Source organism: Curvibacter sp. AEP1-3 (genome assembly GCF_002163715.1).
Classification (GTDB): Bacteria; Pseudomonadota; Gammaproteobacteria; order Burkholderiales; family Burkholderiaceae_C; genus Allorhodoferax.
Genome location: NZ_CP015698.1, coordinates 1,336,270 through 1,360,001 on the forward strand (window position 1 = coordinate 1,336,270; position 23,732 = coordinate 1,360,001).

24 protein-coding genes are annotated in these 23,732 nt (G+C 60.8%); 5 read left to right on the forward strand and 19 right to left on the reverse strand.

Features of this window, described 5'->3' with window-relative positions; genetic code table 11:
- Positions 1 to 38 precede the first annotated feature (38 nt).
- Entirely contained in the window at positions 39 to 878 is an 840-nt protein-coding gene (locus AEP_RS06335; protein WP_087494604.1) for a zinc-dependent peptidase, read from the reverse strand.
- Positions 879 to 960: 82 nt separating this feature from the next.
- Positions 961 to 1,398: a universal stress protein gene (locus AEP_RS06340; RefSeq protein WP_087494605.1), complete on the reverse strand. Its 438-nt coding sequence runs from the start codon at positions 1,396 to 1,398 to the stop codon at positions 961 to 963.
- A gap of 79 nt (positions 1,399 to 1,477) precedes the next feature.
- On the opposite strand from AEP_RS06340, the gene AEP_RS06345 reads away from it, so the two are divergent.
- The gene (locus AEP_RS06345) at positions 1,478 to 2,647 is read left to right on the forward strand and encodes a toxin-antitoxin system YwqK family antitoxin (protein ID WP_157673067.1); all 1,170 of its coding nucleotides are present in this window, start codon (positions 1,478 to 1,480) and stop codon (positions 2,645 to 2,647) included.
- Between the two features lie 72 nt (positions 2,648 to 2,719).
- A complete protein-coding gene (locus AEP_RS06350; RefSeq protein WP_087494607.1) occupies positions 2,720 to 3,607 on the forward strand; it encodes a hypothetical protein in 888 nt (295 codons plus the stop codon).
- A 7-nt stretch (positions 3,608 to 3,614) separates the two neighbouring features.
- Here the strand turns inward: AEP_RS06350 and AEP_RS06355 are convergent, their stop codons facing one another.
- Entirely contained in the window at positions 3,615 to 4,361 is a 747-nt protein-coding gene (locus AEP_RS06355; RefSeq protein WP_087494608.1) for an SOS response-associated peptidase, read from the reverse strand.
- Between the two features lie 67 nt (positions 4,362 to 4,428).
- Complete coding sequence (ylqF, locus tag AEP_RS06360; RefSeq protein WP_087494609.1) at positions 4,429 to 5,436, reverse strand: ribosome biogenesis GTPase YlqF; 1,008 nt, start codon at positions 5,434 to 5,436, stop codon at positions 4,429 to 4,431.
- A gap of 174 nt (positions 5,437 to 5,610) precedes the next feature.
- On the opposite strand from ylqF, the gene AEP_RS06365 reads away from it, so the two are divergent.
- Positions 5,611 to 6,180 carry a hypothetical protein gene (locus AEP_RS06365; protein ID WP_087494610.1) on the forward strand — a complete coding sequence of 190 codons (570 nt, stop codon included), beginning with the start codon at positions 5,611 to 5,613 and terminating at the stop codon, positions 6,178 to 6,180.
- 7 nt (positions 6,181 to 6,187) lie between these two features.
- Here AEP_RS06365 and gshA read toward each other — a convergent pair whose 3' ends face one another.
- Positions 6,188 to 7,726, reverse strand: coding sequence for a glutamate--cysteine ligase (gshA, locus tag AEP_RS06370; RefSeq protein ID WP_087494611.1), 1,539 nt, complete (start codon positions 7,724 to 7,726; stop codon positions 6,188 to 6,190).
- A gap of 166 nt (positions 7,727 to 7,892) precedes the next feature.
- Between gshA and AEP_RS06375 the strand changes: the two genes are divergently transcribed.
- The gene (locus tag AEP_RS06375) at positions 7,893 to 9,110 is read left to right on the forward strand and encodes a GGDEF domain-containing protein (RefSeq protein ID WP_157673068.1); all 1,218 of its coding nucleotides are present in this window, start codon (positions 7,893 to 7,895) and stop codon (positions 9,108 to 9,110) included.
- 18 nt (positions 9,111 to 9,128) lie between these two features.
- Here the strand turns inward: AEP_RS06375 and AEP_RS06380 are convergent, their stop codons facing one another.
- Complete coding sequence (locus AEP_RS06380) at positions 9,129 to 10,046, reverse strand: SDR family oxidoreductase (protein WP_087494613.1); 918 nt, start codon at positions 10,044 to 10,046, stop codon at positions 9,129 to 9,131.
- A 119-nt stretch (positions 10,047 to 10,165) separates the two neighbouring features.
- Between AEP_RS06380 and AEP_RS06385 the strand changes: the two genes are divergently transcribed.
- Positions 10,166 to 11,020 carry an NUDIX hydrolase gene (locus AEP_RS06385; protein ID WP_087494614.1) on the forward strand — a complete coding sequence of 285 codons (855 nt, stop codon included), beginning with the start codon at positions 10,166 to 10,168 and terminating at the stop codon, positions 11,018 to 11,020.
- A gap of 54 nt (positions 11,021 to 11,074) precedes the next feature.
- Here AEP_RS06385 and AEP_RS06390 read toward each other — a convergent pair whose 3' ends face one another.
- The 13 genes from AEP_RS06390 to AEP_RS06450 form a co-directional block, all read right to left on the reverse strand.
- The gene (locus AEP_RS06390; RefSeq protein WP_087494615.1) at positions 11,075 to 11,563 is read right to left on the reverse strand and encodes a GNAT family N-acetyltransferase; all 489 of its coding nucleotides are present in this window, start codon (positions 11,561 to 11,563) and stop codon (positions 11,075 to 11,077) included.
- Positions 11,560 to 12,513, reverse strand: a complete 954-nt coding sequence (locus AEP_RS06395; protein WP_087494616.1) for a tRNA dihydrouridine synthase — start codon at positions 12,511 to 12,513, stop codon at positions 11,560 to 11,562. The genes AEP_RS06390 and AEP_RS06395 overlap by 4 nt, the downstream gene beginning before the upstream one ends.
- 104 nt (positions 12,514 to 12,617) lie before the next feature.
- Positions 12,618 to 13,082, reverse strand: coding sequence for a hypothetical protein (locus AEP_RS06400; protein WP_157673069.1), 465 nt, complete (start codon positions 13,080 to 13,082; stop codon positions 12,618 to 12,620).
- A gap of 32 nt (positions 13,083 to 13,114) precedes the next feature.
- A complete protein-coding gene (locus AEP_RS06405) occupies positions 13,115 to 13,762 on the reverse strand; it encodes a dihydrofolate reductase family protein (protein ID WP_087494618.1) in 648 nt (215 codons plus the stop codon).
- A gap of 42 nt (positions 13,763 to 13,804) precedes the next feature.
- Positions 13,805 to 14,587: a hypothetical protein gene (locus AEP_RS20845; RefSeq protein WP_198301904.1), complete on the reverse strand. Its 783-nt coding sequence runs from the start codon at positions 14,585 to 14,587 to the stop codon at positions 13,805 to 13,807.
- 99 nt (positions 14,588 to 14,686) lie between these two features.
- Positions 14,687 to 16,243 carry an alkyl hydroperoxide reductase subunit F gene (gene ahpF / locus AEP_RS06415; RefSeq protein ID WP_087494619.1) on the reverse strand — a complete coding sequence of 519 codons (1,557 nt, stop codon included), beginning with the start codon at positions 16,241 to 16,243 and terminating at the stop codon, positions 14,687 to 14,689.
- 169 nt (positions 16,244 to 16,412) lie between these two features.
- Positions 16,413 to 16,976, reverse strand: a complete 564-nt coding sequence (gene ahpC / locus AEP_RS06420; protein WP_087494620.1) for an alkyl hydroperoxide reductase subunit C — start codon at positions 16,974 to 16,976, stop codon at positions 16,413 to 16,415.
- 148 nt (positions 16,977 to 17,124) lie between these two features.
- A complete protein-coding gene (locus AEP_RS06425; protein WP_087497216.1) occupies positions 17,125 to 18,417 on the reverse strand; it encodes a DUF3422 family protein in 1,293 nt (430 codons plus the stop codon).
- Between the two features lie 81 nt (positions 18,418 to 18,498).
- Positions 18,499 to 18,951 carry a DUF4864 domain-containing protein gene (locus AEP_RS06430; protein ID WP_157673070.1) on the reverse strand — a complete coding sequence of 151 codons (453 nt, stop codon included), beginning with the start codon at positions 18,949 to 18,951 and terminating at the stop codon, positions 18,499 to 18,501.
- A gap of 170 nt (positions 18,952 to 19,121) precedes the next feature.
- Complete coding sequence (locus AEP_RS06435) at positions 19,122 to 20,633, reverse strand: tripartite tricarboxylate transporter permease (RefSeq protein WP_087494622.1); 1,512 nt, start codon at positions 20,631 to 20,633, stop codon at positions 19,122 to 19,124.
- 11 nt (positions 20,634 to 20,644) lie between these two features.
- The gene (locus AEP_RS06440; protein ID WP_087494623.1) at positions 20,645 to 21,133 is read right to left on the reverse strand and encodes a tripartite tricarboxylate transporter TctB family protein; all 489 of its coding nucleotides are present in this window, start codon (positions 21,131 to 21,133) and stop codon (positions 20,645 to 20,647) included.
- 53 nt (positions 21,134 to 21,186) lie between these two features.
- Positions 21,187 to 22,974: a GspE/PulE family protein gene (locus tag AEP_RS06445; protein ID WP_087494624.1), complete on the reverse strand. Its 1,788-nt coding sequence runs from the start codon at positions 22,972 to 22,974 to the stop codon at positions 21,187 to 21,189.
- Positions 22,971 to 23,729, reverse strand: coding sequence for a spermidine synthase (locus AEP_RS06450; RefSeq protein WP_087494625.1), 759 nt, complete (start codon positions 23,727 to 23,729; stop codon positions 22,971 to 22,973). Before AEP_RS06450 ends, AEP_RS06445 begins: the two co-directional genes overlap by 4 nt.
- Positions 23,730 to 23,732 lie beyond the last annotated feature (3 nt).

Sequence of the window (23,732 nt, forward strand, 5' to 3'; positions counted from 1 at the left end):
TTGTGCCGCCCGCCGGGCCACGGCGGTTGACGCGCGCCTTACCAGCTGGCCGGATCCACCTTGTAGTAGCCCTGCAGCTCGCGGTACAGCGCCGCGTCATAGCCGCGCAATGCGGCGCCCTGCTCGAAAAACACCTCTGACACAACGGAGAAAAACTCTGCTGGGTCCTGCGCACCGTAATGGTCCAGCAGCACTTGCTGGTGCATAAAGGCTTCGCCCTGCAATCGCTCAAAAGCCGCACTCAACACGGCTTTCCAACGCTGGGGGTTGTAGCTGGCGTCTCCCGCCAACGGCAAAGGTGCCCCCATGGCCTGGCCGTTTTCCTGGTCCAGCTGGTGGGCGAATTCATGAATCACGACATTGCGGCCATCCTGCGGGTCGGCAGCACCCTGCAATACGTCCTGCCACGACAGGATGACCTGCCCCTGCGACCAGGATTCGCCTGCCAGCGCCTGGCGCTGGGCATGGTGGACTCCGGCAGCATCGGTGTGGCTGCGGTCTACCAGAAACGCCGCCGGGTACAGCAGGATTTGACGAACCCCGGCAAAGTAGTCCGCTGGGACGCCCCGGGTGCGATTGAGCAGAAGCAGGCAGGCATGGGCGGCCACGACTACCCGCATTTCGTCCGTGACGCGCAGGCCGTCGCATCCGATGAACGCCTTCTCCGCCACAAACACCTGAATGTGCTTTTTGAGTTGCAGCTGCAAGTCAGCCGGCAGGCGCGCAAACAGGGGCACCCGCTTGCGCAAGTGCTTGCGCCAAGCCGCCGGAAAAGGTTGTTCCTGCAGGCGGCTGCGCCGCCACGCCAACCAGCGCGGATACCCCAGGAGGCCGGCCAAGAGCGCAAATGCGGCGATACAAAACAAAGTAAAGGCCACAGGTCTCCCGTTAGCGGCGTTGCATGAACGCTGTAACTGGAGGCCCTGCGGCCTTTTTCAAGCGCCCGCAGGCGCGTGGGGCTTAACGTGCCACCAGCACAGGCACGGGGCTTTGCGCCACCACCTTGGCGGCCACACTGCCCAGCACCAGGCGCGCCACGCCGGAGCGGCCGTGTGAACCGATGACGATGAGATCTGCACCCACGGTCTGCACGCTTTGCACAATGCCGTTGACCGCCGTCGCATCTTCCACGAAGCGGGCTTCGAGCTCCACAGGGGCGCCATTGCGGCACAGGGCATCCACATGCGCGTGCGCCTGGGCTGCCAGTTGTTGACCGGCAGATGCATAGGCCTGCAGACCCGCAGGGTTCATTTCGCCAATGCCGATATAGGGGTAAGGGTCCGCCACATACAGGGCTGTGAGTCTGGCGCCGTGGGTGCGGGCGAGGTTGACCGCAAGTTGGGCTGCGTGCTCTGAAGAAGCCGAGCCGTCTGTGGCCAGCAGAATGTGTTTGAACATGGTGTCCTCCTGTATTGAGATGCCACCACTGTGCGCGCCCGCTGCGCTACATTCCTTGACTTACATCATCAGCTCGACCATGCGACACCGCCTCCTCGCCACACTTTTGATCTGCATCACCCCTGCTGCCTTTGCGGTGCAGGACTGTGAGTTCAACGGCCAATCCATCAACACCAACAATGGCGCAGAAACCGCCGGCAAAACCGGCATGGTGCGCTGCAAAGACCGGGACACAGGCCGCATGGAGCGCGAGTACGAGTTGCGCAACGGCGACTCTTACGGCCTGATGCGCTACTACCGCGACGGCAAGCTGAACAAAGAATTCACCACCACGCCGAATGGCCCCCGTGTAGGCCTTGAGCGCGAATGGGCCGCCAATGGGCAGCTAATCGAAGAGTTCACCAACGTGAACGGCAACGCCCGTGGCCTGCGCCGCAGCTGGTACGACAGTGGCGCACCCAAACGCGTGGAGTTTGTGGCGGATACCGAGCGGGAGGGCGCAGCGGCCCACTTCACGGCCAACAAGCAACTCAGCGAACTGCGCTGTGGCCCCAAGCCCTTGTTGGCGCCCCATGTGGACGATGCTGCCCTGTGCGGCTTTGGTGGAAAAGCATCTACCGTTTCCACGTATGGCAGCGACGGTAGCCTGCGCGGCACCCAGACCCTGCTAGCCGGTGTGGTGCAAAAGTCCACCCGCTTTTATGCCAGCGGCAAGCCGTCGGACGAATTGGAACGCAATGGCACTCAGGTCAAAGAGAGTTTCTACGCCGAAGACGGCATCAAGCGTCGTGAAAAGCTGTGGGACGAAAGCAGTCGCCCCGCTCTCTTGCTGCGTGATGCCGAGTTCCACGCCAGTGGCACGTTGGTGCGCGAGCGGATATACACCGTGGTAGAGAGCAACGGCCGCAAGCGCAGCCGCCTTGTTTTGGATGCTCGCTACTTCCTGAATGGCCAACCCCAGAGCAAAGAGAAGTTCACACTGGAAGGCAGCACCGAAGTGCGCGAGTGGCAGCGCTTTACCGACAGCGGCAAGCTGCGCTTTCAAGGCAGCTTTGTAGCTGATGGTAGATACAGCGAGCGCGCAATAGGCGTGCACCTAAGTTTCTTCGAGAACGGTAAAACTGAACTCGAGAATACCTACGACTCCCAAGGCAACATCAAACGCCAACGCGTGTGGGATGCAGATGGCACCCTGCGCAGTGACGACGAGTTGTTTGAAGACGGCTCACGCAAGGCCATGGGCAAATAGACTTCTTCGCCTTGTCATATCGCAACGCTAAACTTAGTTTCAAATAAACCGAGAGCAGAGATGCTGCGACTCATGAAGAAAAACGCCGTCGTTGGCCTGATTTTGACTGCGCTGCTGCACGTCAGCACGTGGGCAGCACCCATGCAATACATCTATCCGCCGCCCGAAAGCGGAGGCGATGTACGCATGAATTTTTACTGGGACATTCTGCAACTGGCGCTCGACGAGACCCAGAGCAAATGGGGCCCGTATGAACTGCAGCCCAGCCCCAAAGTGATGACACCCGCCCGCGCCGAAATGCAGTTGGGCAACAGCCAGGACATCAGCGTCATGGCTCGCACCACCAGCATGGAACGGGAGAAAAAGTTGCTCCCGATCCGCATACCGCTCGACAAGGGGCTCACCGGCTACCGCCTGTTTTTGATCAAAGGCATCAACCAGGCTGCCTTCAGCGGTATACGCGGCAGCAGCGAGCTCCGGCAATTCAGCATCGGACAGGCCGCAAGCTGGATCGATGTGGACATCCTGCGCTACGCCGGTTTGGACGTGGTGACCGGCCCAACCTACGAGAGCCTGTTCCCCATGTTGGACGCAGGAAGGTTTGACCTGTTCTCGCGCGGAGTGAACGAAATCAGCGCGGAGCTCGCCAGCAACATCTCGGCCTACCCCGACCTGACGGTGGAAAAAAAGCTGGTGCTGTACTACCCGCTACCGCGCTATTTCTTTTTCCCCAGAACCCAGGAAGGTGAAAAGCTGGCCCAGCGTGCTGACGAGGGGATTCGCTTGCTGATGCGCAATGGCAAGTTCCAGAAGCGCTACCTGCAATTCAAGAAGAGCATTCTTGCGGACATCAACCTCTCGGGCCGCAGAGTCATCCGCATTGCCAACCCCACGCTGTCTAAAGAGACGCCTTTGACAGACAAGGAGCTGTGGGACAACCTGGAAGCCGAGCTGCGCTGAACGCGGCTCAGAACAACGACAGGTTCTCCGGCGGCGGTGGGCTGTCGCTGCGGGGCACAGCGCGTGGTGTTTTGGTGGCACGTTCCAAGGGTGCGGGCTCGCCTCGCATCTCTTGCGCAGGAAAGCACCGCATGAACTCCATGGCCTGCTGCGGGCTAGCGTCCAGCCAATCGGCGTAGCGCCCGGGCGGCACGATCACCGGCATGCGCTTCTCATCGCCGGGTCGGTGCATGCGGCCCATAAGGGGGTGGCCATCGGCATTCACCGTCAGCAAGGTGAAGCTGTCGGCCTGCTCGCCGCTGGCCTTGTCGGTCCAGCGTTCCCACAAACCAGCCACCGCAAAAGGCTCACCGTCGGGCATGGACATGCGCCAGCGAACGGCACGGCCACCGTTTGCAGCCGCGTCTTCCCAGCAAGGATCGAAAAAACACTCCATGGGCACCAGCGCCCACTGCCGGGCAGCCCACGCATGGCGGAAGCTGGGTTTGATGGCGGCGGTTTCGCTGCGTGCGTTGTAGGTGCCGCGGGACATCTCCCGGGCATGCTGCGCATCTTTGCTCCAGGGCGGCATGAGCCCGAACTGGGCTACTTGCAGAGCCACACTGCCCTGCCCGCTGCGCACCACGACGGGTGCGGCATAGCCGGGAAAAGTTTCAGCAGGCCAGCTTGCAGCCCCCACAGGCAAAGACGCCACAGGCCCCAGCCGTTGCTCCAGAAAATCGACCCGCGCAGAAGGGATGAAGTTGGTGCACATGGCTTCAACGCTATGAAATCAGGAGCTGTTCGCGCATATTCGACGGGCGCTGGCGGCTACTTTTGCTCTATTCCTCGTCTGAGGGAGCGGGCTTGTCGGCCGCAGCCTCACGGGCATCGCTGTGACGGGGTTGATCAGGGCGCTTCACCTTTTTGAGGCGGATGAGGCGGGCCATCTCAATGGCGTCCTTTTTCATTTGGCGCTCCGCGTCGATTTGCTTGCCCTCGGCCAGCCACTGGGCAAATTGCTCCGGCGTCTCCAGGGTAATGCGGCCCAGCACCGCACTGCGGAAATCGTGGATCACGATCTCTGCAGCCTTGTTCAGGTTGATGCGCCCGCCCGACTGCAAGGCACCGCGCTTGCGGCCTATGGCGTCCAACAGCTGTTCGTCGGTTTGCCCCGCCACACCGGTCAGCTTGTAGCGCGCCTCCAGCGTGCCGGCGTAATGCTGGCGCAGGTAGTCCAGCAGTTCGAGGGCGACTTCTTCTTCGTCGAAGGCATTTTTGCCGATGGCGCCGCTGGCCGCCAGGTTGTAGCCGCTCTTGGCCACGATGATGCGGGGCCACAGCACGCCGGGGGTGTCGTAGAGGTAGAAGTCGTCCGCAATGGTGATGCGCTGCTCGATTTTGGTCACCCCGGCCTCGTCGCCGGTTTTGGCAGCGCGCTTGCCCTTGAGGGTGTTGATCAGCGTGGACTTGCCCACGTTGGGAATGCCGCAAATCAGCACCCGCATGGGCTTGGCCATACCGCCCCGGTTGGGAGCCAGTTCGTGGCAGGCAGCCACCAGCGCTTTGGCGGGGGTGGTCATGCTGGCATCCAGCGGCAGCGCACGCACGCCGGGCATGGCGTTGTAGTGCGCCAGCCAGAGCGCGGTGCGTTCAGGGTCCGCCAAGTCCTGCTTGTTAAGCACTTTGAGTGCGGGCTTGGTCGCCGTTAGCTCAGCCAGCATGGGGTTGGCGCTCGACCCGGGCAGGCGTGCATCGAGCAGCTCAATGACGACATCAATCTCCTTGATGCGCTCTTGAATTGCCTTGCGGGTCAGGTGCATATGCCCCGGGAACCACTGAATTGCCATGCCGTATGTCTTTCTGTCGCTGCGCTAAACCCTGCATTGTCCCGTATGTGGCCCGCATGCACCGCTTAGACAGCCGCCCCTAGGAAAGAGGCCGGATTTAAGGTGTCTTCACTAGGGGGCTTCTTGAGAATCCAGTCATAGACCTATTGATTCATCTTTCCACAGGAGTTTTCCATGAGCACCACCCTCACCAGCGCTACCAATGACCTGATCGCCAGCTACGGCAACACGGCCAAGAACGTTATCAATGCCTACCGCCTGGGCAACGAGCGCGCTGCCGGCTACGTGGAAAAGACCTGGTCTGCCGCCGTGCAAAAAGCCGGCAAGCGCATCAGCAGCGAAGTGCGTACCAACGCCCTGAGCGCTCAGAAGAAAATCACCGGCTACTACGTGCAAGGCGTCACCTTGACCACCGACACTGCTGACACTGCTGTCAACAAAGCCGTTGAGCTGGCCGGCAAGGGCTTGGAACAAGCCGCCGTAAACGCCACCCGCTTTGAGCAAAGCACCGGCCTGAACACCCTGAGCACTGTGGCCAACGCCGCCGTGCCAGCTGTGGTGGCTGTGAACAAAGTGGCTGCCAAGCTGGAAGCCAAGAGCGGCGATCTGGTGGCCCGCATTGCAGGCTCCAAGGTCAAGGCCAAAGTGGCTGGCGCCAAGCGCGCTGTGAAGAAGACAGCCCGCAAGGCTGCCCCCCGCGTGCGCAAGGCTGCAGCCGCTGTTGAAGCAACCGTAGCCGTCTAATAGCTGTTTAGGCAGCCACGGTGCGGCGCCCCGCCACCAAGCGGTGGGGTGCCAGAAACTCCTTGAGGTAGACACCAAAGGGCATGGTGTCTGCCGCCTCAATGGCGCGCTGGGCTTCCCAGGATTGCGCCGATTCCTGCTCAAACTGTGCCTGCACCTCTGCCGCCAAAGGCTGCGCCAACATGGCGTCGCGGGTGCGGTTGCTTTGCGCCAACACAAACTTCGCGAACGAGCCTTGGTGATCTTGCTGCATGGCTTGCAGCACGCGGGCGGATGGCAGTGTGTCCGGCTGCACCAGGCCGATAAGCGCATGGGCCACTGCTGCGGTGTACAGCGTGTTGCCATGGGCAGCATCGAGCGCTTGCGCAAACGGCTGCATCTGGGCCAGAAGCTCGCGCCCCCAGTCCACCAACGAAATTGCTTGTCCGTTACGTTGAATTTGCAAGCCGGGTTGGCGGCCGCGCTCGGCCACGTCCTGCTGGTTGCGCGCCAAGGCGGCGATTTCGGCAGGGGTGTCGTCAGGGCTGGCTGTGGCAAGGCTGTGCAGCAGGAACACATCCAGAAAGCGCATGGTGCTGCTATTGATGCCCACCACCTCGAAGGGGTCCAGGTCCATCAGCCGCACTTCCACATACTCCACACCGCGCTCGCGCAATGCGTGCAGGGGGCGCTCACCCGGGAAGGTGACCCGCTTGGGGCGGATGGTGCCGTAAAACTCGTTTTCGATTTGCAGCAAGCTGGTCGCCAGCTGGCGGTACTCGCCGTCCGGTCCCTGCACACCGATGGCCTCATAGGCCGGGTAGGCCTGGGTCAGCGCGCCCTGCAATGAATGGCCGTAGCCCTCCAGGCTGTTGTAGCTCACCGCGAGCGACGATTGCGCATCGCTCTGGTAGCCCAGCCGGCCCATGCGTAGGGAGGTGGCGTAGGGCAAATACATGGTGCCTTCGCTCAGGGGCTGCAACTGGTGCTGGCGACCTGCCACAAAGGTGGAGCACACCGCCGGTGACGCACCGAACAAATACAGCAGCAAAAACGCATGGCGACGGAAGTTGCGGATCAGCCCAAAGTACGCCTCGCTGGACACATCCGGGAGCGACCAGTTGTAGTGAATGCCCGAGATGGTTTGCATGCGTCGCCCGTAGCGGTGGCCCAGGCCCATGCGGTACACGGTTTTGGAGCGCCCCACGTTGGAGCTGCCGTATTGCCCCAGGGGAATGGCGTCGTCATCCGGCAGGCAACAGGGCATGCTGGACACCCAGAGGCGCTCCTCGCCCATGCTTTGCAGGGTGAAGCGCTGCACATCGGTGAGCTCTTGCAAGCAGTCTTCCGGTTGGGCGTGCACGCCAGTAATCAACTCCACCTGCGACTCGCTGAAATCGGTGGTGATGTGCGGATGCGTCAAGGCCGAGCCCATGCTCAAGGGATGCGGTGTCATGGCCAAACTGCCACCGGGGGTTGCGCGCAAGCTTTCTTTTTCGAGACCACGGCGTATGCCGCGCAGACGCTCGGGGGTCAGGGCACTGAGGGCCTCTTGTGTTCTGTCCATTACCAATGGCCCTTAACTTTTTGACGGGGGCGCAAAGGTACCACAGGCGGATGAAACGTGCAGGACGCCGGCTTTCCCTTCGCATTGGCCCTCATTTGGTGCAAATACAGGGTTTTTCAAGGTTTCAATTTACCGACCAGACATAAATAATGAGCGCATGGTTGCCATGGAAGTCTTCATCTGGTCGTGCATGCTGGGCGGTTTGATCACGCTGGCTTGCGGAGCCCTGAGCGAAATTCTGGTCCACAACTCCATCGCCTCCTGGCGCGGGTTGGCTTATGTGCTGGTCATGGGCAGCAGCTGCGTGCTGATGTCCGGCCTGCCCATGGCCCTGATACCGGGCTTGCAAGCCCATACGCTGTTGCTGCTGCAATCCACCTTCGGGCCCTTGAGCGGCGCACTGGTGCTGCGCTACCTCGGCTTGTGGCTGGGTGTCGCGCTGGTGGACCGCCTGGTGCACAACACCATCATGTGGGGCGCTACCTTGCTGGTGGTGGTGTCGGGCTATTTGGCGATAGTCGGCGCTGGCTGGCTGGAGCTGTCGGGCTTGAACCCGCTGCTGGTATCTGCCTGCGTGAGTGCGCTGGGCGTGTTGCTGGCCTTTCAGGCTTGTGTGCGCGCCAGCATGCTGGGTGACGACCTCGCCCGCTGGATGGTGCTGGCCTGCGCTTTCCTGGGCGTGATGGTGCTGGGCCTGTATGCCTGCGCACTGTGGCCAGACGCCATCAGCCTGCCCGCCAAGGCCTTGATTGCGGTAGGCACCGTGGCGCACTTTTTGGTGGGTATTACCCTCACGGCGCGTCGCAACCGGCACAACCGAAGGCTCAAGATGCTGGCAGGGGACGACAAGGGTTTCGACCGCGCCACCGGCCTGCCCACAGGCTCTGTGCTGCTGGCCAAGGTGGATGACGCCCTCTGGCGCGCTGAACGGGCCCATGGCCAATGCACTGTGGTGGCCCTGCACTTGCGCAACCTCTATTCCATGAGCGAGGCCGCCGGCCACACGGTGGACCAGCAGATTTTGTCGGCCATGGCGGCCCGCTTGCGGCGTGCAGTGGGCTTTCGCTACGTGGTGGGGCTGTACCACCCTCGCTGCTTTGTGGTGGTGATATCGGCGGGCCCCAACCCCAAAGAAGTGGACCGCCTGATCTTCCGCATGCGTGCCCTGCTCAACAAGCCGCTCATGGTGTCTGACCCGCGGGCGGGCATGCACCACTTCCAACCGCAATACGGCGTGGGCATCTCGCGGCTGGTGCCCGGCACCGCCCGCCCGCAGGAAGTGCTGGACGAGACCGAGCAGCGCGCGCTGGCCCACATCAACGGCGAAATGCTGCCTGAGATGGATTCGGCCACGGCATCCACCGCCGCTGCCCCCTTGCGCTAGGGCCAGCGTGATCTATGTTCAGGCCTTGCCGGCCAGGTGAGACAAAGCGCGAGTCACTTCCTGGCTGCCTTGCGCAGCGCCACTCTCCGGCACCATGTCACCCGCGCGGGCAAGCACCTGGCGCAAGTTGGCAGCCAATGTTTCTGGCGCTTGCGCATCCAGCCCGATCCACGTGCCCTGCGTGAGCGTGATGTGCGCGGCCTCCACACTGCCGGCACCGGCACACAGCGTGGTGCGGGTGGGCGCGTCCTCAGACACCAGTACCAACATGGCTGGCACCACGGCTTCGGGCTTGAGGGCTTCCAGCACTTGCGGTGGCATGAGGCCTTCGGTCATGCGGGTCGCAGCCGTAGGGGCCAGGCTGTTGACGTGGATGTTGTTTTTGGCACCTTCCAGTGCCAGGGTTTGCATCAAACCCACCAGCGCCAGCTTGGCAGCGCCGTAGTTGCTCTGGCCGAAGTTGCCATACAGGCCGGAGCTGGAGGTCGTCATCAGAATGCGACCGTACTTTTGCTCGGTCATGTGCGGCCACACAGCTTTGCAGCAATGCACGGCGCCCATGAGGTGCACGTCCACCACCGTGCGGAAGTCGGCAATCTCCATCTTGGCGAAGCTTTTGTCGCGCAGGATGCCGGCGTTGTTCACCAGAATGTCTACTCGGCCCCAGGCATCAATGGCCTGCTGCACCATAGCCTTCACGGCCTCAAAGTCAGTAACCGACGCGCCGTTGGCAATGGCTTCGCCACCGGCCGCGCGGATCTCGGCCACCACGGACTCGGCTGCAGAGAGCGAGCCACCGGAGCCATCGCGCGCGCCACCCAGGTCGTTCACCACCACTTTGGCGCCGCGTGCGGCCAGGGCCAGCGCATGTTGGCGACCCAGGCCGCCACCTGCGCCCGTTACGATGGCCACGCGGCCTTTGAAATCCAGATTCATGACTCGTCTCCTCGGGTTGTGGGTTCCGACCAAGGGCAAGTCCGTAGGCCCCCCGTCAGCTGCAGGTACTTTAATTCAAGCAGTTGCTCACCAAAAAACAAAACAGAAATAACAGTCCCATGCAAGACACCCTCGCCCCCGCCAGCGGCACCCCGCGCGATGCTTCTACCGTCGTGCTGCTGCGCGATGCCCGCCACGGCCTCGAGGTGTTTTTGATGAAGCGCAGCGGCCTCTCTGACACCTTTGGCGAGGCCTATGTGTTCCCCGGTGGCAAGCTGGACGCGCACGACAGCAGCCCCGCCGCCCTGGCAGCTCTGGACGAGCCGGCCACCGCCTTGGCGCAGCGGCTGGGCGAGGCGGACCAAAGCCCGGAGTTAGCTGCCGGCTTGTATGTCGCGGCCCTGCGCGAGCTGTATGAAGAAGCCGGTGTGCTCTTGGCACGTGGCGAGCGGCGCCCGGCCAGCCTGCAAAGTGCCGACTGGCAGGCCTGGGTGGACGCATCTGCCGCTCAGCTGGCAGCCAGCGCGCTAGTGCCCTGGAGCCGCTGGATCACGCCACGCATGGCGGCCCTGAGCAAAAAGCGGTTTGACACTCGCTTCTTCCTGGCACTGGCCCCGAGTGACCAAATCGCCAGCCATGACAACTATGAAACCACCGCCAGCATCTGGCTGCCGCCGGTAGAAGCCCTGCAGCGCTACCACCGCGGCGAGATCGAAATGGCACCGCCCCAGATCATGAGCTTGGGCCACCTAGCCCGTTACACCACGGCGGCAGAGGCATTGGCTGCAGCCCGCGCACAAGTGCCGCCCTGCATCTGCCCTGAAAATTTTGAGGAAGACGGCACCGTCATCCTCAGCTACCCCGGCGACCCGCGCCACTCGGTGCCAACACGCGCCATCCCCGGCCCTACCCGCATGCTGGTGCGCAACAAGCGCTTTGTGCCGGAGGGCCCGCTGGAAAGTTTGTGGAGTTAAGTGCCGCACAGAGCGCTACAAAATCAGTAGCTGCTCGCGCATATTCTACGAACGCTAGAGGCCTATTTTCTTTATAAATAGCTGCTCAGTCACTTCTTTGCCCCACTGTGACCCCGGCTGGCTTTGGGCCACTTCAAAGCCGTGTTTCACATACAAATGCCGCGCGGCCAGCAGCCCTTCAAAGGTCCACAGGTGCACCTGCCGGTAGTCCCGTTGGGCGCAAAACTCCAGCGCCGCCGTCAGCAACTGTGAGCCTACGCCTTGGCCACGTGAAGCGTCTGAGGTGATGAACCAGCGCAGATGCGCACCCTTGCTTTCGTGGTGCGACCCATCGATGGCAATGGAGCCGTGAATCACCCCGTCTTGCTCGGCCAGCCAAAGGCCGTCTCGGCCCTCTTGGTAGTCAATGCAAAACGCCGCCAAACCAGAGGCGACCTTGGCCTCAAAAGAAACACCAAACCCGGCAGTGCGGGCGTAGTAGCCGGCGTGCAACTCGACGATGCGGCCAATACAACCGGGGCGGTAACCGAGATGAATCTTCATGTCTGCGGGACTCTACTGCGTATCCACGCATCCACATCGCTGGGCTTGACCAGCGTGCGCATTTCGTCAAACGCAAGCTGCGCTTCGGGGTAGTGGCGGCGCAGCAGGTTGAGCCACTGCTTCACACGACCGGCCTGCTGCTTTTGCTCCAGGCGCGTGCTGGCCACTTGCCAGAAGGCGTGCATGAGCGGACCCAGGTCTTGCCACGTCCAATCCTCACCCGGCTGGGCAATGCTGTCAGGCGCGGTGCCCATGGCCGCCAGAATGCTGCGGGCCAGCGCAGGGCGGGCCACAATGCCGCGGCCTAGCATCAGCGCGTTGCAGCCGCTTTGCGCCACGGCGGCTTGGGCGTCTTGCACGCTCCAGATTTCGCCATTCACCACCACGGGCACCTGTACCGCACCTCGCACATCGGCCACGCGGTCCCAGTAAGCGGGCGGGCGGTAGCCTTGGGCTTTGGTGCGGGCATGCACCACGATCTCGGCAGCACCGCCGGCCTCCAGCGCACGGGCGCAGTCCAAGGCCAGGCTGTCGTCGTTGTAGCCCAAGCGCATCTTGGCGGTCACGGGAATATGGGCAGGCACCGCCGCACGCACGGCGGCCACGATGGTGTGAAGAATCTCCGGGTCCTGCAGCAGCGTGGCGCCACCGCCATGGCGGTTCACCACCTTGGCCGGGCAGCCGAAGTTCAGGTCAATGCCAGGCGAACCCATCTCAGCCAGGCGCGCTGCGTTCTCGGCCATACAGGGCGCGTCTGAGCCCAGCAACTGCGGCCACACCGGTACACCTGCATAGGTGCGCGCACCGAATTCCAGCTCAGGCACGGTGCGAAGGAGCGCCTTCTCAGACATCAGCGAATGCGTGATGCGGATGAACTCCGACACGCACTTCTCCACCCCGCCCACACGGGTCAGGATGTCGCGCAACACAAAGTCGAGAAGCCCCTCCATGGGGGCGAGGTAGATACGTACGGGCACAGAAATGGGGAAATGCGGCTCTGGGGGAATCAGGGGCGCATTGTCACCGCATTCCGATAACCAGCCGGTGCGTGGCGTTAGTCGTCATTCACGGGTACAGCGCCGTCAATCAGATTCCAATGCGCGGTCACGCTCTTGCCGCAGGCCAGCTGGGTGACCTGCCCCGTGCGCTCTTGAATGACACGAACGCCTACCGCGCTGGGGGGCTTGGCGCCCTGCTCGTATTCGTCAAACAGCTCATAGGTGAAATCGCCCGAGGTGAACCGCAGCTGCGTGCGGTCCGTCTGGGCGCGGAAGTAGTGCGAGTGCACAAACTTGGCGGGCGAGCCCGCCTTGTCTTTGGGAAATTCCAGCTCCACAGCCCCCAGCTTGCCAAAGCGGTAGACCAGATAGCCCTTGCTCGGGCTGACCAGTAACCGCGGCGAAGCACATACCGATACCACCTTGGCGGTGCGCTGCAGTGGGCAGCTGAACACCACCTCTTCGGCGGGTGTGCAATGGGTGGGTGCAGCGATGCTGAAGACCGGCAACAGCAGAACCATTGCGCTTGCACCCAAGCGCGCCACAGGCCAGCTCACTGCTTGGTCAACACGATGTGCGTCGCCTGGGCAGACGCCACATGCTGCATGCAGGTGTAACCCAATGCAGTCAGGTCTACGCCCTCAAACAGCCGCTCGCCATCACCCAACAGCACGGGCGAGATGGCAATGTGCATCTCATCAATCAAGCCTAAGCGCAGGTACTGCTGAATGGTGTTGACGCCACCGCCCACGCGCACGTCTTTACCACCAGCTGCCGCACGGGCGCGCTCCAGCGCAACCACAGGGCCTTCGGTCACGAAATGGAAGGTCGTGCCACCTTCCATGACGAGCGGTGGGCGCGCGTGGTGCGTCAGCACAAACACCGGCACGTGGTACACCGGGTTGTCGCCCCACCACCCGCGCCAACTCTCGTCCGGCCATGGCCCACGCACCGGGCCGAACATGTTGCGCCCCAGAATCCAGGCGCCCACATTCTGAAAACCACGTGCCGCAAAGTCTTCGTCCACCCCGGTCTCACCACTGTCGTTGCCGAACAGGTTTTTCTGAAACGTCTTGGTGGGAATCGCCCAGCCATGCAAGGCCGTGCCGCCAATGCCCAGAGGATTGTTCAAATCCTGGTCAGGCCCGGCACCGAAGCCGTCCAGGGAAATGGTGAAACTTTCAACGCGGAGTTTGGGCATGGGGAATCTCACTATAGAAGTGTTACTCAGCGCGGATTAACGCTATTTGGGCTCTGCATATTTCTGCTTCAAAAGAATCTTTGCATTTACTTGGGTGATTTGCTTCAAGTACTGCGGACTATCTGAGCTCCACATCCAAAAGAAATAGTCGCCAGAAGCGTTTCGCAGTATCCGTTTAATCACCAAAGACTGGAGCGTGCTTTCGTTATAGCGGGGTTCCTCTGTGTACTGCATGGTTTCAGCTTTGTTATGAAATCGCTCAGCTCCGGGATAGCCACTCGTCATAGCCAGCGCCGTGGTTTCATCGGTTCTCCAATCCGCTATACGAGCAATATTTTCCCTGTCTCTTTTCAAGAACATAAAGCCAAGCCAGCATACAAATGCCATAGACACAGAGAAGACTGCCGACATAAGTCCGAGCCCCTTCAATCCGCCTACGTAGCCCGAAACCTGAATGCTGAACGAAAGACAAAAAAAGCCCCATCCAACCAGCTTTACTACACGAGCAAACCACTGATATCTGATTTCGTTGTTGCGCCTGTCGTAATGATCGATGCACTCGGAAATCATGACGACAACAGCGCTAAAGAACGCCGCGAACATGACCCACGCAGGGAGATCATGAAGATGAACGCCACCGCCTCTTTTGGCAGGAATGTAGAGATCGTTGATCCAAACCCCATAAGTCCCATAGGAGAGGAGTACAACTGAAGATAGCAAATTGAACCAGCGCTCTTTTAGCGGAAGTTCATTAGGTACATATTTCTTGACATCAGTCTCAGCTTCATTCGCAGAATGCCATGTCGAGTTCTTGTCGGTCTCCATTGTCGTAGCCACTCCCTCAGGCGAAATTTATATCACCGTGGGAACGCAATAAAAAAGGGCGCCGCTGCGCCCTTTTCATTCAAACACCAGCTCTAAAACTCAGTGCCGGATCAAGTGGTCAAACGCGCTCAGCGCGGCCTTGGAGCCTTCGCTGGCTGCAATCACGATTTGCTTGTAGGGCACGGTGGTGCAGTCGCCTGCGGCAAACACGCCGGGCACGTTGGTGTGGCCCTTGGCGTCCACCACGATTTCGCCGAACTTGCTCAGGTCCACCACGCCCTTCAGGAACTCGGTGTTGGGCACCAGGCCGATTTGCACGAACACGCCTTCCAGCGCCACGTGGTGCTCCACGCCGGTGGCGCGGTCTTTGTACTTCAGGCCATTGACCTTGCCGTCGGCACCGGTGATCTCGGTGGTTTGGGCGTTGGTGTGCACGGTCACGTTGGGCAGGCTGTGCAGCTTTTTCACCAGCACGGCGTCGGCCTTCAGTTGGTCGGCAAACTCAATCACGGTCACGTACTTCACCACGCCAGCCAAATCGATAGCGGCTTCGATGCCGGAGTTGCCACCGCCGATCACCGCCACGTCTTTGCCCTTGAACAAGGGGCCGTCACAGTGCGGGCAGTAGGCCACGCCTTTGTTTTTGTACTCGGCTTCGCCGGGTACGTTGACATTGCGCCAGCGGGCACCGGTGGACAAGATGACGGTCTTGGCCTTGAGCGTGCCGCCATTGGCCAGCACCACTTCGGTCAAACCACCTGCTTCCGCGGCGGGCACGATTTTGTCGGCGCGCTGCAGGTTCATGATGTCCACGCCGTACGAGCGGGTCTGGGCTTCCAGGGCTGCGGCGAACTTGGGGCCATCGGTTTCTTGCACCGAGGGGTAATTCTCAATGGCCATGGTGTCGTTGGTCTGGCCGCCAAAACGCTCGGCCGCCACGCCCACGCGGATGCCTTTGCGGGCGGCGTACACCGCAGCGGCCGCACCTGCGGGGCCACCACCGACGATGAGCACGTCAAACGCTTCTTTGGCACTCAACTTGGCAGCGTCTTTGTCGGCAGCGCCGGTGTCGAGTTTGGCCACAATTTCTTCCACCAGCATGCGGCCGTTGCCGAACAAGGCGCCATTCAGGTAGACGCTGGGCACGGCCATGATTTCGCGGGCGTTGATTTCGTCCTGGAAGGCGCCGCCTTCGATCACCGTGGTTTTGACCTTGGGGTTCAGGATGGCCATGAGGCTCAGGGCCTGCACCACGTCCGGGCAGTTGTGGCAGGTCAGGGACATGTAGACCTCGAAATTGAAGTCGCCGTCCAAGCCTTTGGTCTGGTCGATCACGTCTTGTTCGACCTTGGGCGGGTGGCCGCCGGTCCACAGCAGGGCCAGTACCAACGAGGTGAATTCGTGGCCCAAAGGCAAGCCGGCAAAGCGCAGGCTGGTGTCAGTGCCACCGCGCTTGAGGCTGAAAGAGGGTTTGCGGGCATCGGTGCCGTCGTAGACGACCGAGATTTTGTCGGCGCGCAGGCTCTGGATGGTTTGCAGCAGGTCGCGCATTTCCACCGAGTTGTCGTCCTCACCGAGGGACGCCACGATCTCGATCGGTAGCGTCACGCGTTCCAGGTAGGCGCCGAGCTGGGATTTGAGTGTGTCGTCAAGCATGGTGATTCCTCGTCTTACTTACTATCAATTTCGTAGCTGTTCGCGCAGGGTTTACGGGCGCTAGAGCCATATTTCGGGTAAAAAAAAGCCGGACGGCCTCGCGCACACGCACAAGGACGCTGTCCGGCCGGGGGAGCGCACCGGGCGCTCCACCTTGAGAGCCGTTGGCTTAGATCTTGCCGACCAGGTCCAGGGAAGGAGTGATGGTCTTGGAGCCTTCGTTCCACTTGGCTGGGCACACTTGGCCGGGGTTAGCGGCGGTGTACTGGGCAGCCTTGAGCTTGCGCAGGGTTTCCTTGACGTCACGTGCGATCTCGTTGGAGTGCACTTCCATGGTCTTGATCTGACCTTCGGGGTTGATGATGAAGGTGCCGCGCAGTGCCAGGCCTTCTTCGTCGATATGCACGTCAAAAGCGCGTGTCAGGGCGTGTGTGGGGTCGCCGATCAGGGGGAACTTGGCCTTGCCCACTGCGGGGGAAGTTTCGTGCCACACCTTGTGTGCGAAGTGGGTGTCGGTGGTCACGATGTAAACCTCGGCACCGGCCTTTTGGAATTCAGCGTAGTTGTCAGCTGCGTCTTCCACTTCGGTGGGACAGTTGAAGGTGAAAGCGGCAGGCATGAAAATGAACACGTTCCACTTGCCCTTGATGGACTCGTTGGACACGGTGACGAACTTGCCGTTGTGGAAAGCTTCGTTCTTGAAAGCTTGGATTTGCGTGTTGATCAAAGACATGGTGACTTCCTGTAGAAATAGGTTGTTCGTGAAGTGAACGGGTTGAATCTTAGGCCTTCTTTGCCATGTTCAGGGTTGATTGATCCAATGGAGTAGATTGGCAAAACCTATAAGCCTGCCCCAGACCCCATAGGAATCTTCCATGGGCTTATGACACCGATGTGAACAGCCGGTGGTGCAAGCGCCGCAAAGACCACCACACGCTGCCTGCCACCACCGGTATAGCCGCAGCAGCCGTTATCTCGGGGCTCAAGGGCCAACCGTGGTGAGAGGCCGCCTTGGCCATGTAGCTCACCAGACCGACGATGTAATAGGTGATAGCTGCGACCGAAAGCCCCTCTACGGTGGACTGCAACTGCAGCTGCAGGCCCTGGCGGGTGTTCATGGTGGCCAGGAGCGCCTGGCTGCTTTGCTGCTGCTCGATCTCCACCCGCGTACGCAGCAGGTTGCTGATGCGGGACACGCGCTGCGACAGCGCATCCTGCCGCCGGCTGGACCACGCACACGTGCTGCGCGCGGGGGTGAGGCGGCGGTCCATGAATTCACGGATGGTTTGCATGCCCGCCAGGCGCGACTCGGCAATGTCTTCAATGCGCTTGTCGACCAATTCAAAGTAGGCGGCACTGGCCGAGAAGCGCGAATGGGTGGCCGCGTGCTGGCTTTCCACCTGGCCTGCCAGGCGGGTCAGCCGGTCTAGCAACATCGGCTCGTCATTACGGGTGGCGGAACGTATAGCTTCGGCCAGTTCCGCGAGTTCACGTTCCGCGCTGGCCAGCACGTGCGAGGCTTCGCGCGCTGCGGGAAGGCCCAGCAAGGCGGCCATGCGATAGGTCTCGATTTCCAGCAGGCACTGCACCAGGCGACCCAAGCGGCGTGGCGTCATGCCACCGGCCAGCAGCACCATTCGGGAGAAGCCATCGGCATGCACCGAGAAGTCGGTGTACACCTCTCCCAAACCATCGGCCACAGTGGAAGCCACCAGCGTTTCTTCGTGCAACACGTGGCGCAGCCAGGGCATCACGGTTTCTTCCTTGGCGGGCAAAACCCACAGGTGAAGGCAGGCCAGGCATTCGCCAGGCAGCTCGGCAAACCACTGCTGGGGCACTGCGTCCAGCGCGACTTCAGGGTCTCGCTCCGTGCCGCCCTGGGCGGCAATACTGCGCATGAAGGTCCAAGTCACAAACTCAGTGTGCAGCTCCCAGCGCACCTTGAAGGGGCCGAAATCCATGCGCATATGGATGGAGCCTTCCTCAGGCGCAGGCAGGTGGTGGTCTCGGGCGAGAGCAGCCATGTGCGCGCGGCTGGCATCGCGCTGCTGGGCGTTGCAGGCCATGACGACATGCGAAAGCGCCATGGGCATGCCCATGGGTTCAGGCGGGCGGGCATGCACTTCGTTGTGCAGCGAAAGGCGCAGGCGGTGCTGAGGAGGTAGCTGTGTCATGGCGGCTTCGATGAAGGCATGCTGCATTGCAGCGTTACCAGATCATAGAGCCCCGCAGGAGGCACTGGCCCCCGCATAAATTCACACGAAAGTACCCTGCTCGCCCTGAAGTTGGCAGCCGCTTATCAGCCATTCCTTGTTCTTCTGTAGCTCCAGGGTGTAGGCCGCCATCCAATTCACGCCGTTTTCATCGGTGAGGCGCACCCTCACGAGGGCAGCCTTGCCATGGATCACAGGCTTCAGGAATGCAGCATTGGAGTTCCGGTAAACCACGCTGTAGCGGGTCTTTACAAGAGCCAAGAAATTCTGCGCGTTGCCCGACATGGCCTTGATACCGGGGGCCGCGTACTTGAACGCCTGCTCGGCATCGTCCGCAGCAAATGCGTCCAACTGTTGCTGGATGACCGTGATCACTGCGGTTTCGTTTTTGTCAGCCTCGGCATGCGCAGGCAGCACACTACCCAATGCAAACAAAACCCATAGCGCTACCGCGCCGGACACAGAGCGAAAAAAACGGATCACGCTGTTGGCCATAGAACCCCCTGCCAAGAAGGATGCCGGTAACCGGTGGGGCCAGTCTATTCCTGTGCTTTCCTTGCAGTACCTGCGCGGTGGCTTAACCCAGTGAAACGTTAGGGCACTTCCTGGCCCCATAGAAAAAGGAACCCGAAGGTGCCTTTTGCTGGAAAGCGTTTCAGCGCAAATCAATCCTCCACAAACGCCTCTTCCCGCTTGGCCTTGATGGAAGGCAGCATCACCACCACCAGCAGGGCAAGAGCTGCCACCAACAGACTGGCTGACAGAGGTCGCGTCACAAACACACTCCAGTCGCCACGGGAGAGCAGAAGCGCCCGGCGCAGATACTCCTCCATCATCGGCCCCAGAATAAAGCCCAAGAGCAGCGGAGCAGGCTCCGTCCCCAGCTTGATGAAGAGATACCCGATCACCCCGAACAGACCCACCATCCAGATATCGAAGGTGTTGTTGTTGGTCGAATACACCCCGATCGCACAGAACAGCACGATAGAAGGGAACAACCAGCGGTAAGGCACGGACAAGAGCTTGATCCAGATACCGATGAGCGGCAGGTTCAGGATCACCAGCATCAGGTTGCCGATCCACATGGAGGCAATCAGACCCCAGAAGAGCTCAGGGTTGGACGTCATCACCTGTGGTCCGGGCTGGATGTTGTGGATGGTCATCGCACCCACCATCAAAGCCATCACCGCATTGGGCGGGATACCCAGGGTCAGGAGCGGGATGAAGGACGTCTGGGAGCCTGCGTTGTTGGCAGCCTCAGGAGCGGCCACACCGCGGATGTTGCCCTTGCCGAAAGGTACTTCACCAGGCTGCAGCTTGGTCTTCTTCTCAATGGTGTAAGCCGCAAAGGCTGCCATCACCGCACCACCACCGGGCAGGATGCCCAGCAAGGAGCCCATGGCCGTACCGCGCATGACAGCAGGCACCATGCGGCGGAAGTCTTCCTTGGTCGGCAAGAGGCCTGACACGGAAGCGGTAAAGATCTCCCGCTCGCCCGCACTCTTGGACAGGTTGCTGATGATCTCGCCGTAGCCGAACACACCCATGGCGATCACGATGAAGCCGATACCGTCTGTGAGCTCAGGGATATCAAAGCTGAAACGGGCCACACCGGAGTTCACATCCGTGCCCACCATGCCCAGCAAGAGACCCAGAACAATCATGGCAATGGCCTTGAGCAGGGAGCCCGAAGCCAGCACCACCGCACCGATCAAGCCCAGAATCATCAGGCTGAAGTACTCGGCAGGGCCGAACTTGAAGGCCAGCTCGGTCAAGGGGCCTGCAAAGGCCGCCAGGATCAAGGTACCCACACAACCGGCAAAGAAAGAACCCAGGCCTGCTGCAGCCAGCGCAGGACCTGCGCGTCCGTTACGGGCCATCTGGTAACCGTCAATGACGGTCACCACCGACGAAGACTCGCCGGGCAGGTTCACCAGAATGGCGGTGGTGGAACCACCGTACTGGGCCCCATAGTAGATACCGGCCAGCATGATCAAGGCCGCGACCGGTGGGAGCGCATAGGTGGCGGGCAGCAGCATCGCAATGGTGGCCAAGGGGCCGATGCCGGGCAAGACGCCGATCAACGTACCCAGCAGACAGCCGATGAAGGCGTAGATCAGGTTCTGGCCGGTGAAGGCCACACCGAAACCTAAGGAGAGGTGTTCAAAGAGTTCCATGATTCAGTTCCTCAAGCGGTGAAGTAAGCAGGCCAGACGGGGAACTGCAGTTTGAGGAGCATGATGAAGGCGACATAGCTCAGGGCTGCCAGGATGGTGGCCAGCACGGCGACTTCCTTGAAGTTGTGCTCTTCACCGGCGTGGCTGGCGATGTAGGTGAGCAGATAAATACCCACGATCAGGCCCAGTGGTTTGAGGCCAATCAAGGGCAGGCCGCCGATGGAAGCTCCGAAGACCAGGTTGGCGGCGATGATGAAGAAGAGCGGCTTCCAGGCGAATTTGCCGACCTTGTCGCCGTCTTCGGTTTCCACCACCATGGAAGTGAAGGTCACTGCGATGCCGATGATGGCCAGCAACACACCGAGTACCAGGGGGAAGTAGCCGGGCCCCATGCGGGCGCCGTTGCCTATGGTGTAGGTGCTGGCGCCCAGGGCAAACGCACCTCCTACCACTATGAACATGAGTCCTGAGAAAAAGTCTTTTTGGCTTTTTATATTCACTGTCTGTCTCCAAGTAAAACCAGTGGGCGATTCTGCCTCTAAATCAATTGCGTTTAGCCGGTAAGCGGTGGCGTGGCGGACATGACCTCTTCCATCACCGTGAGCCCCTCCGACACACGCAGTGCACCGGCCAGACGCAGCGGACGCATTCCGTCTGACACTGCCTGACGGCGCAGAGCATCAATCCCCGGCTCGCCACTGACCCGCGATTTGAAACCTTCTGTGACCACAAGCAATTCGTACAAACCCATGCGCCCCATGTAGCCGGTCATACGGCAATCCACGCAGCCCACCGCCTTGTACGGCTTGTAGCCCCCGTTGATCTGCCAGGGCTTGACCATGTCACTCAGGGCCTCCCGTGTGGCTTCTTCGTCACGCACCTTGCATTGCTTGCACAACGTCCGCACCAAGCGCTGCGCCAACACACCCAAAAGCGTGGCATTGATCAGGTACGGCGGAATGCCCAGTTCCATCAAGCGTGTGACCGCTGAGGGCGCGTCATTGGTATGAAGCGTGGAAAACACCAAGTGGCCGGTCAGTGCGGCCTGCACCGCCATCTCAGCCGTCTCCAAGTCGCGAATTTCGCCCACCATGATGATGTCGGGGTCCTGCCGCATGAGGGCACGCAGGCCTTGCGGAAAGCCAAAGTCCAGCTGCGGCTGCACCTGCGTCTGGTTGAAAGACGGTTCGATCATTTCGATCGGGTCTTCTACCGTGCTCACGTTCACCTCTTCGGTAGCCACACGTTTGAGCGTGGAGTACAGCGTGGTGGTTTTGCCAGAGCCTGTGGGCCCGGTTACCAAAATGATGCCGTGTGGACGCTTGACCAACTGTTCCCAACGCGTAGCGTCGTGGCTGCTGAAGCCCAGTGCGTCCAAATCTTTGACCGCATTGTCAGGGTCAAAAATACGCATCACCATCTTTTCGCCAAACGCCGTGGGCAAGGTGGAGATACGCATTTCAATTTCATCGCCACGCGGGTTGCGCGTCTTGATGCGGCCGTCCTGCGGGCGGCGCTTTTCGATCACGTCCATGCGGCCCAACAGCTTGATGCGGGCGGTCATGGCATTGAGCACGCCCATGGGCATTTGGTACACCGGGTGCAGCACACCGTCTATACGGAAGCGGATCACGCCCTGCTCGCGCCGGGGCTCCAAGTGGATGTCACTGGCGCGCTGGTCGAAGGCGTATTGCCACAGCCAGTCCACCACCTGCACCACACCCTGGTCGTTGGCGTCGAGTTGCTTGTTGCTCTTGCCCAGCTCCACCAGCTGCTCAAAGCTGGCACCGTTGTTCACGCCGGATTTACTGGCGGCGCGCACGCTCTTGGCCAGCGCATAAAACTCGGCCGTGTAGCGGGTGATTTCCTGCGGACTGGCCACCACGCGCTTGACGCTGCGGCGGCTCTGGCGCTCGACTTCGGACACCCAATCGTTAATGAATGGCTCGGCCGTGGCCACCGTGATTTCACTGGGCGTGACCACCACCGGCAATATCTTGTGCCGCTCAGCGTAGGCTGCGCCCATGGCATCGGCTACCTTGCCCACATCGACCTTGAGCGGGTCGATCCGCAGATAGTCCAACCCGGCGCGCAACGAAAGCCATTGGGTCAAGATCTCAATATCCAAAGGCTTTTGGTCCGCTGCGCGCCGCATAGACACGGCAGCCAGACGCACGAGCGGGTGCTGCGCACTTTCGGCTTGGGAGCAGCGTGCAATCGTGCGCACCGCCTCATCTTCGGAAATGACTTTGTCTTGTTTGAGCCACTCGACCAGCAGGCGCCAATCCAGCGGGCCGTTGTAGGTTTGGGGGGTAGGCAGCTTTTTGGAATGGGGGCTCATGACTTCACCGGTTTGAAAACGCGGACCCACTTGTCGGCAGGAAGGCCCCACTCACTTTGAATGAACTCTGCGCGCTCCAGCATCAAGGCACGTTTTGGGCGGCTGGGCGTGCGCTGAGCCATGACCACCGTATTGCCTTCGCGGGTGGCCTTGAAGGCCCAGATGGCGTCTTCGCCAAAGGCCTCTGCAATTTTGTCGACACTGTTGTCAAAGCTGGACGAGCGACCGAACAGGTTGACGGTCATGCAGCCTTCTTCGGTCAAAGTGGCGCGGCAGTTGGCGTAAAACTCGGCGCTGTCGAGCACGGGGGCAGCGGCCTCTTCGTCATACAGATCGACCTGCAAGGCGTCTACCGCGCCCAGCCATTTATCCTGCTTGATTTCTTCTGACGCATCGGCCAGCACCACCTGCATGCGGCTGTTATCGGCCGGCAGCTTGAACCAGCCGCGGCAAGCATGCAGCACCTGCGGGTTGAGTTCAATGGCGGTGGTTTTCATCTTGAGTTCTTTGTGACAGAACTTGGTGAGCGAACCTGCGCCCAAGCCCAGTTGCAACGCTTGACGCTTGTTCAAGGTGTGGGGGTCCATGAACAGCATCCAGGCCATCATGCGCTGGATGTATTCATGCACCAGCACCGTGGGTGCATCGACCAGCATGGAGCCTTGTATCCATTCACTGCCCAAGTGCAGATGACGGATGGGGCCTTCTTCAGAGAAATTGACTTCGGGGAGGGTAATCGGTGCTTTTCTTGCCATGGG

Bases quoted from the DNA above. Each gene is read 5' to 3' on its own strand.
- AEP_RS06355 (WP_087494608.1), bottom strand. From the start codon at position 4,361: ATGTGCACCAACTTCATCCCTTCTGCGCGGGTCGATTTTCTGGAGCAA.
- AEP_RS06445 (WP_087494624.1), bottom strand. From the start codon at position 22,974: ATGAGCCCCCATTCCAAAAAGCTGCCTACCCCCCAAACCTACAACGGC.
- ylqF (WP_087494609.1), bottom strand. From the start codon at position 5,436: ATGGCAATTCAGTGGTTCCCGGGGCATATGCACCTGACCCGCAAGGCA.
- AEP_RS06430 (WP_157673070.1), bottom strand. From the start codon at position 18,951: ATGGCCAACAGCGTGATCCGTTTTTTTCGCTCTGTGTCCGGCGCGGTA.
- AEP_RS06340 (WP_087494605.1), bottom strand. From the start codon at position 1,398: ATGTTCAAACACATTCTGCTGGCCACAGACGGCTCGGCTTCTTCAGAG.
- AEP_RS06400 (WP_157673069.1), bottom strand. From the start codon at position 13,082: ATGGTTCTGCTGTTGCCGGTCTTCAGCATCGCTGCACCCACCCATTGC.
- AEP_RS06435 (WP_087494622.1), bottom strand. From the start codon at position 20,633: ATGGAACTCTTTGAACACCTCTCCTTAGGTTTCGGTGTGGCCTTCACC.
- AEP_RS06365 (WP_087494610.1), top strand. From the start codon at position 5,611: ATGAGCACCACCCTCACCAGCGCTACCAATGACCTGATCGCCAGCTAC.
- AEP_RS06405 (WP_087494618.1), bottom strand. From the start codon at position 13,762: ATGCCCAAACTCCGCGTTGAAAGTTTCACCATTTCCCTGGACGGCTTC.
- ahpC (WP_087494620.1), bottom strand. From the start codon at position 16,976: ATGTCTTTGATCAACACGCAAATCCAAGCTTTCAAGAACGAAGCTTTC.
- AEP_RS06395 (WP_087494616.1), bottom strand. From the start codon at position 12,513: ATGGAGGGGCTTCTCGACTTTGTGTTGCGCGACATCCTGACCCGTGTG.
- AEP_RS06350 (WP_087494607.1), top strand. From the start codon at position 2,720: ATGAAGAAAAACGCCGTCGTTGGCCTGATTTTGACTGCGCTGCTGCAC.
- AEP_RS06375 (WP_157673068.1), top strand. From the start codon at position 7,893: ATGGAAGTCTTCATCTGGTCGTGCATGCTGGGCGGTTTGATCACGCTG.
- AEP_RS06425 (WP_087497216.1), bottom strand. From the start codon at position 18,417: ATGACACAGCTACCTCCTCAGCACCGCCTGCGCCTTTCGCTGCACAAC.
- gshA (WP_087494611.1), bottom strand. From the start codon at position 7,726: ATGGACAGAACACAAGAGGCCCTCAGTGCCCTGACCCCCGAGCGTCTG.
- ahpF (WP_087494619.1), bottom strand. From the start codon at position 16,243: ATGCTTGACGACACACTCAAATCCCAGCTCGGCGCCTACCTGGAACGC.
- AEP_RS06380 (WP_087494613.1), bottom strand. From the start codon at position 10,046: ATGAATCTGGATTTCAAAGGCCGCGTGGCCATCGTAACGGGCGCAGGT.
- AEP_RS06385 (WP_087494614.1), top strand. From the start codon at position 10,166: ATGCAAGACACCCTCGCCCCCGCCAGCGGCACCCCGCGCGATGCTTCT.
- AEP_RS06450 (WP_087494625.1), bottom strand. From the start codon at position 23,729: ATGGCAAGAAAAGCACCGATTACCCTCCCCGAAGTCAATTTCTCTGAA.
- AEP_RS20845 (WP_198301904.1), bottom strand. From the start codon at position 14,587: ATGGAGACCGACAAGAACTCGACATGGCATTCTGCGAATGAAGCTGAG.
- AEP_RS06345 (WP_157673067.1), top strand. From the start codon at position 1,478: ATGCGACACCGCCTCCTCGCCACACTTTTGATCTGCATCACCCCTGCT.
- AEP_RS06390 (WP_087494615.1), bottom strand. From the start codon at position 11,563: ATGAAGATTCATCTCGGTTACCGCCCCGGTTGTATTGGCCGCATCGTC.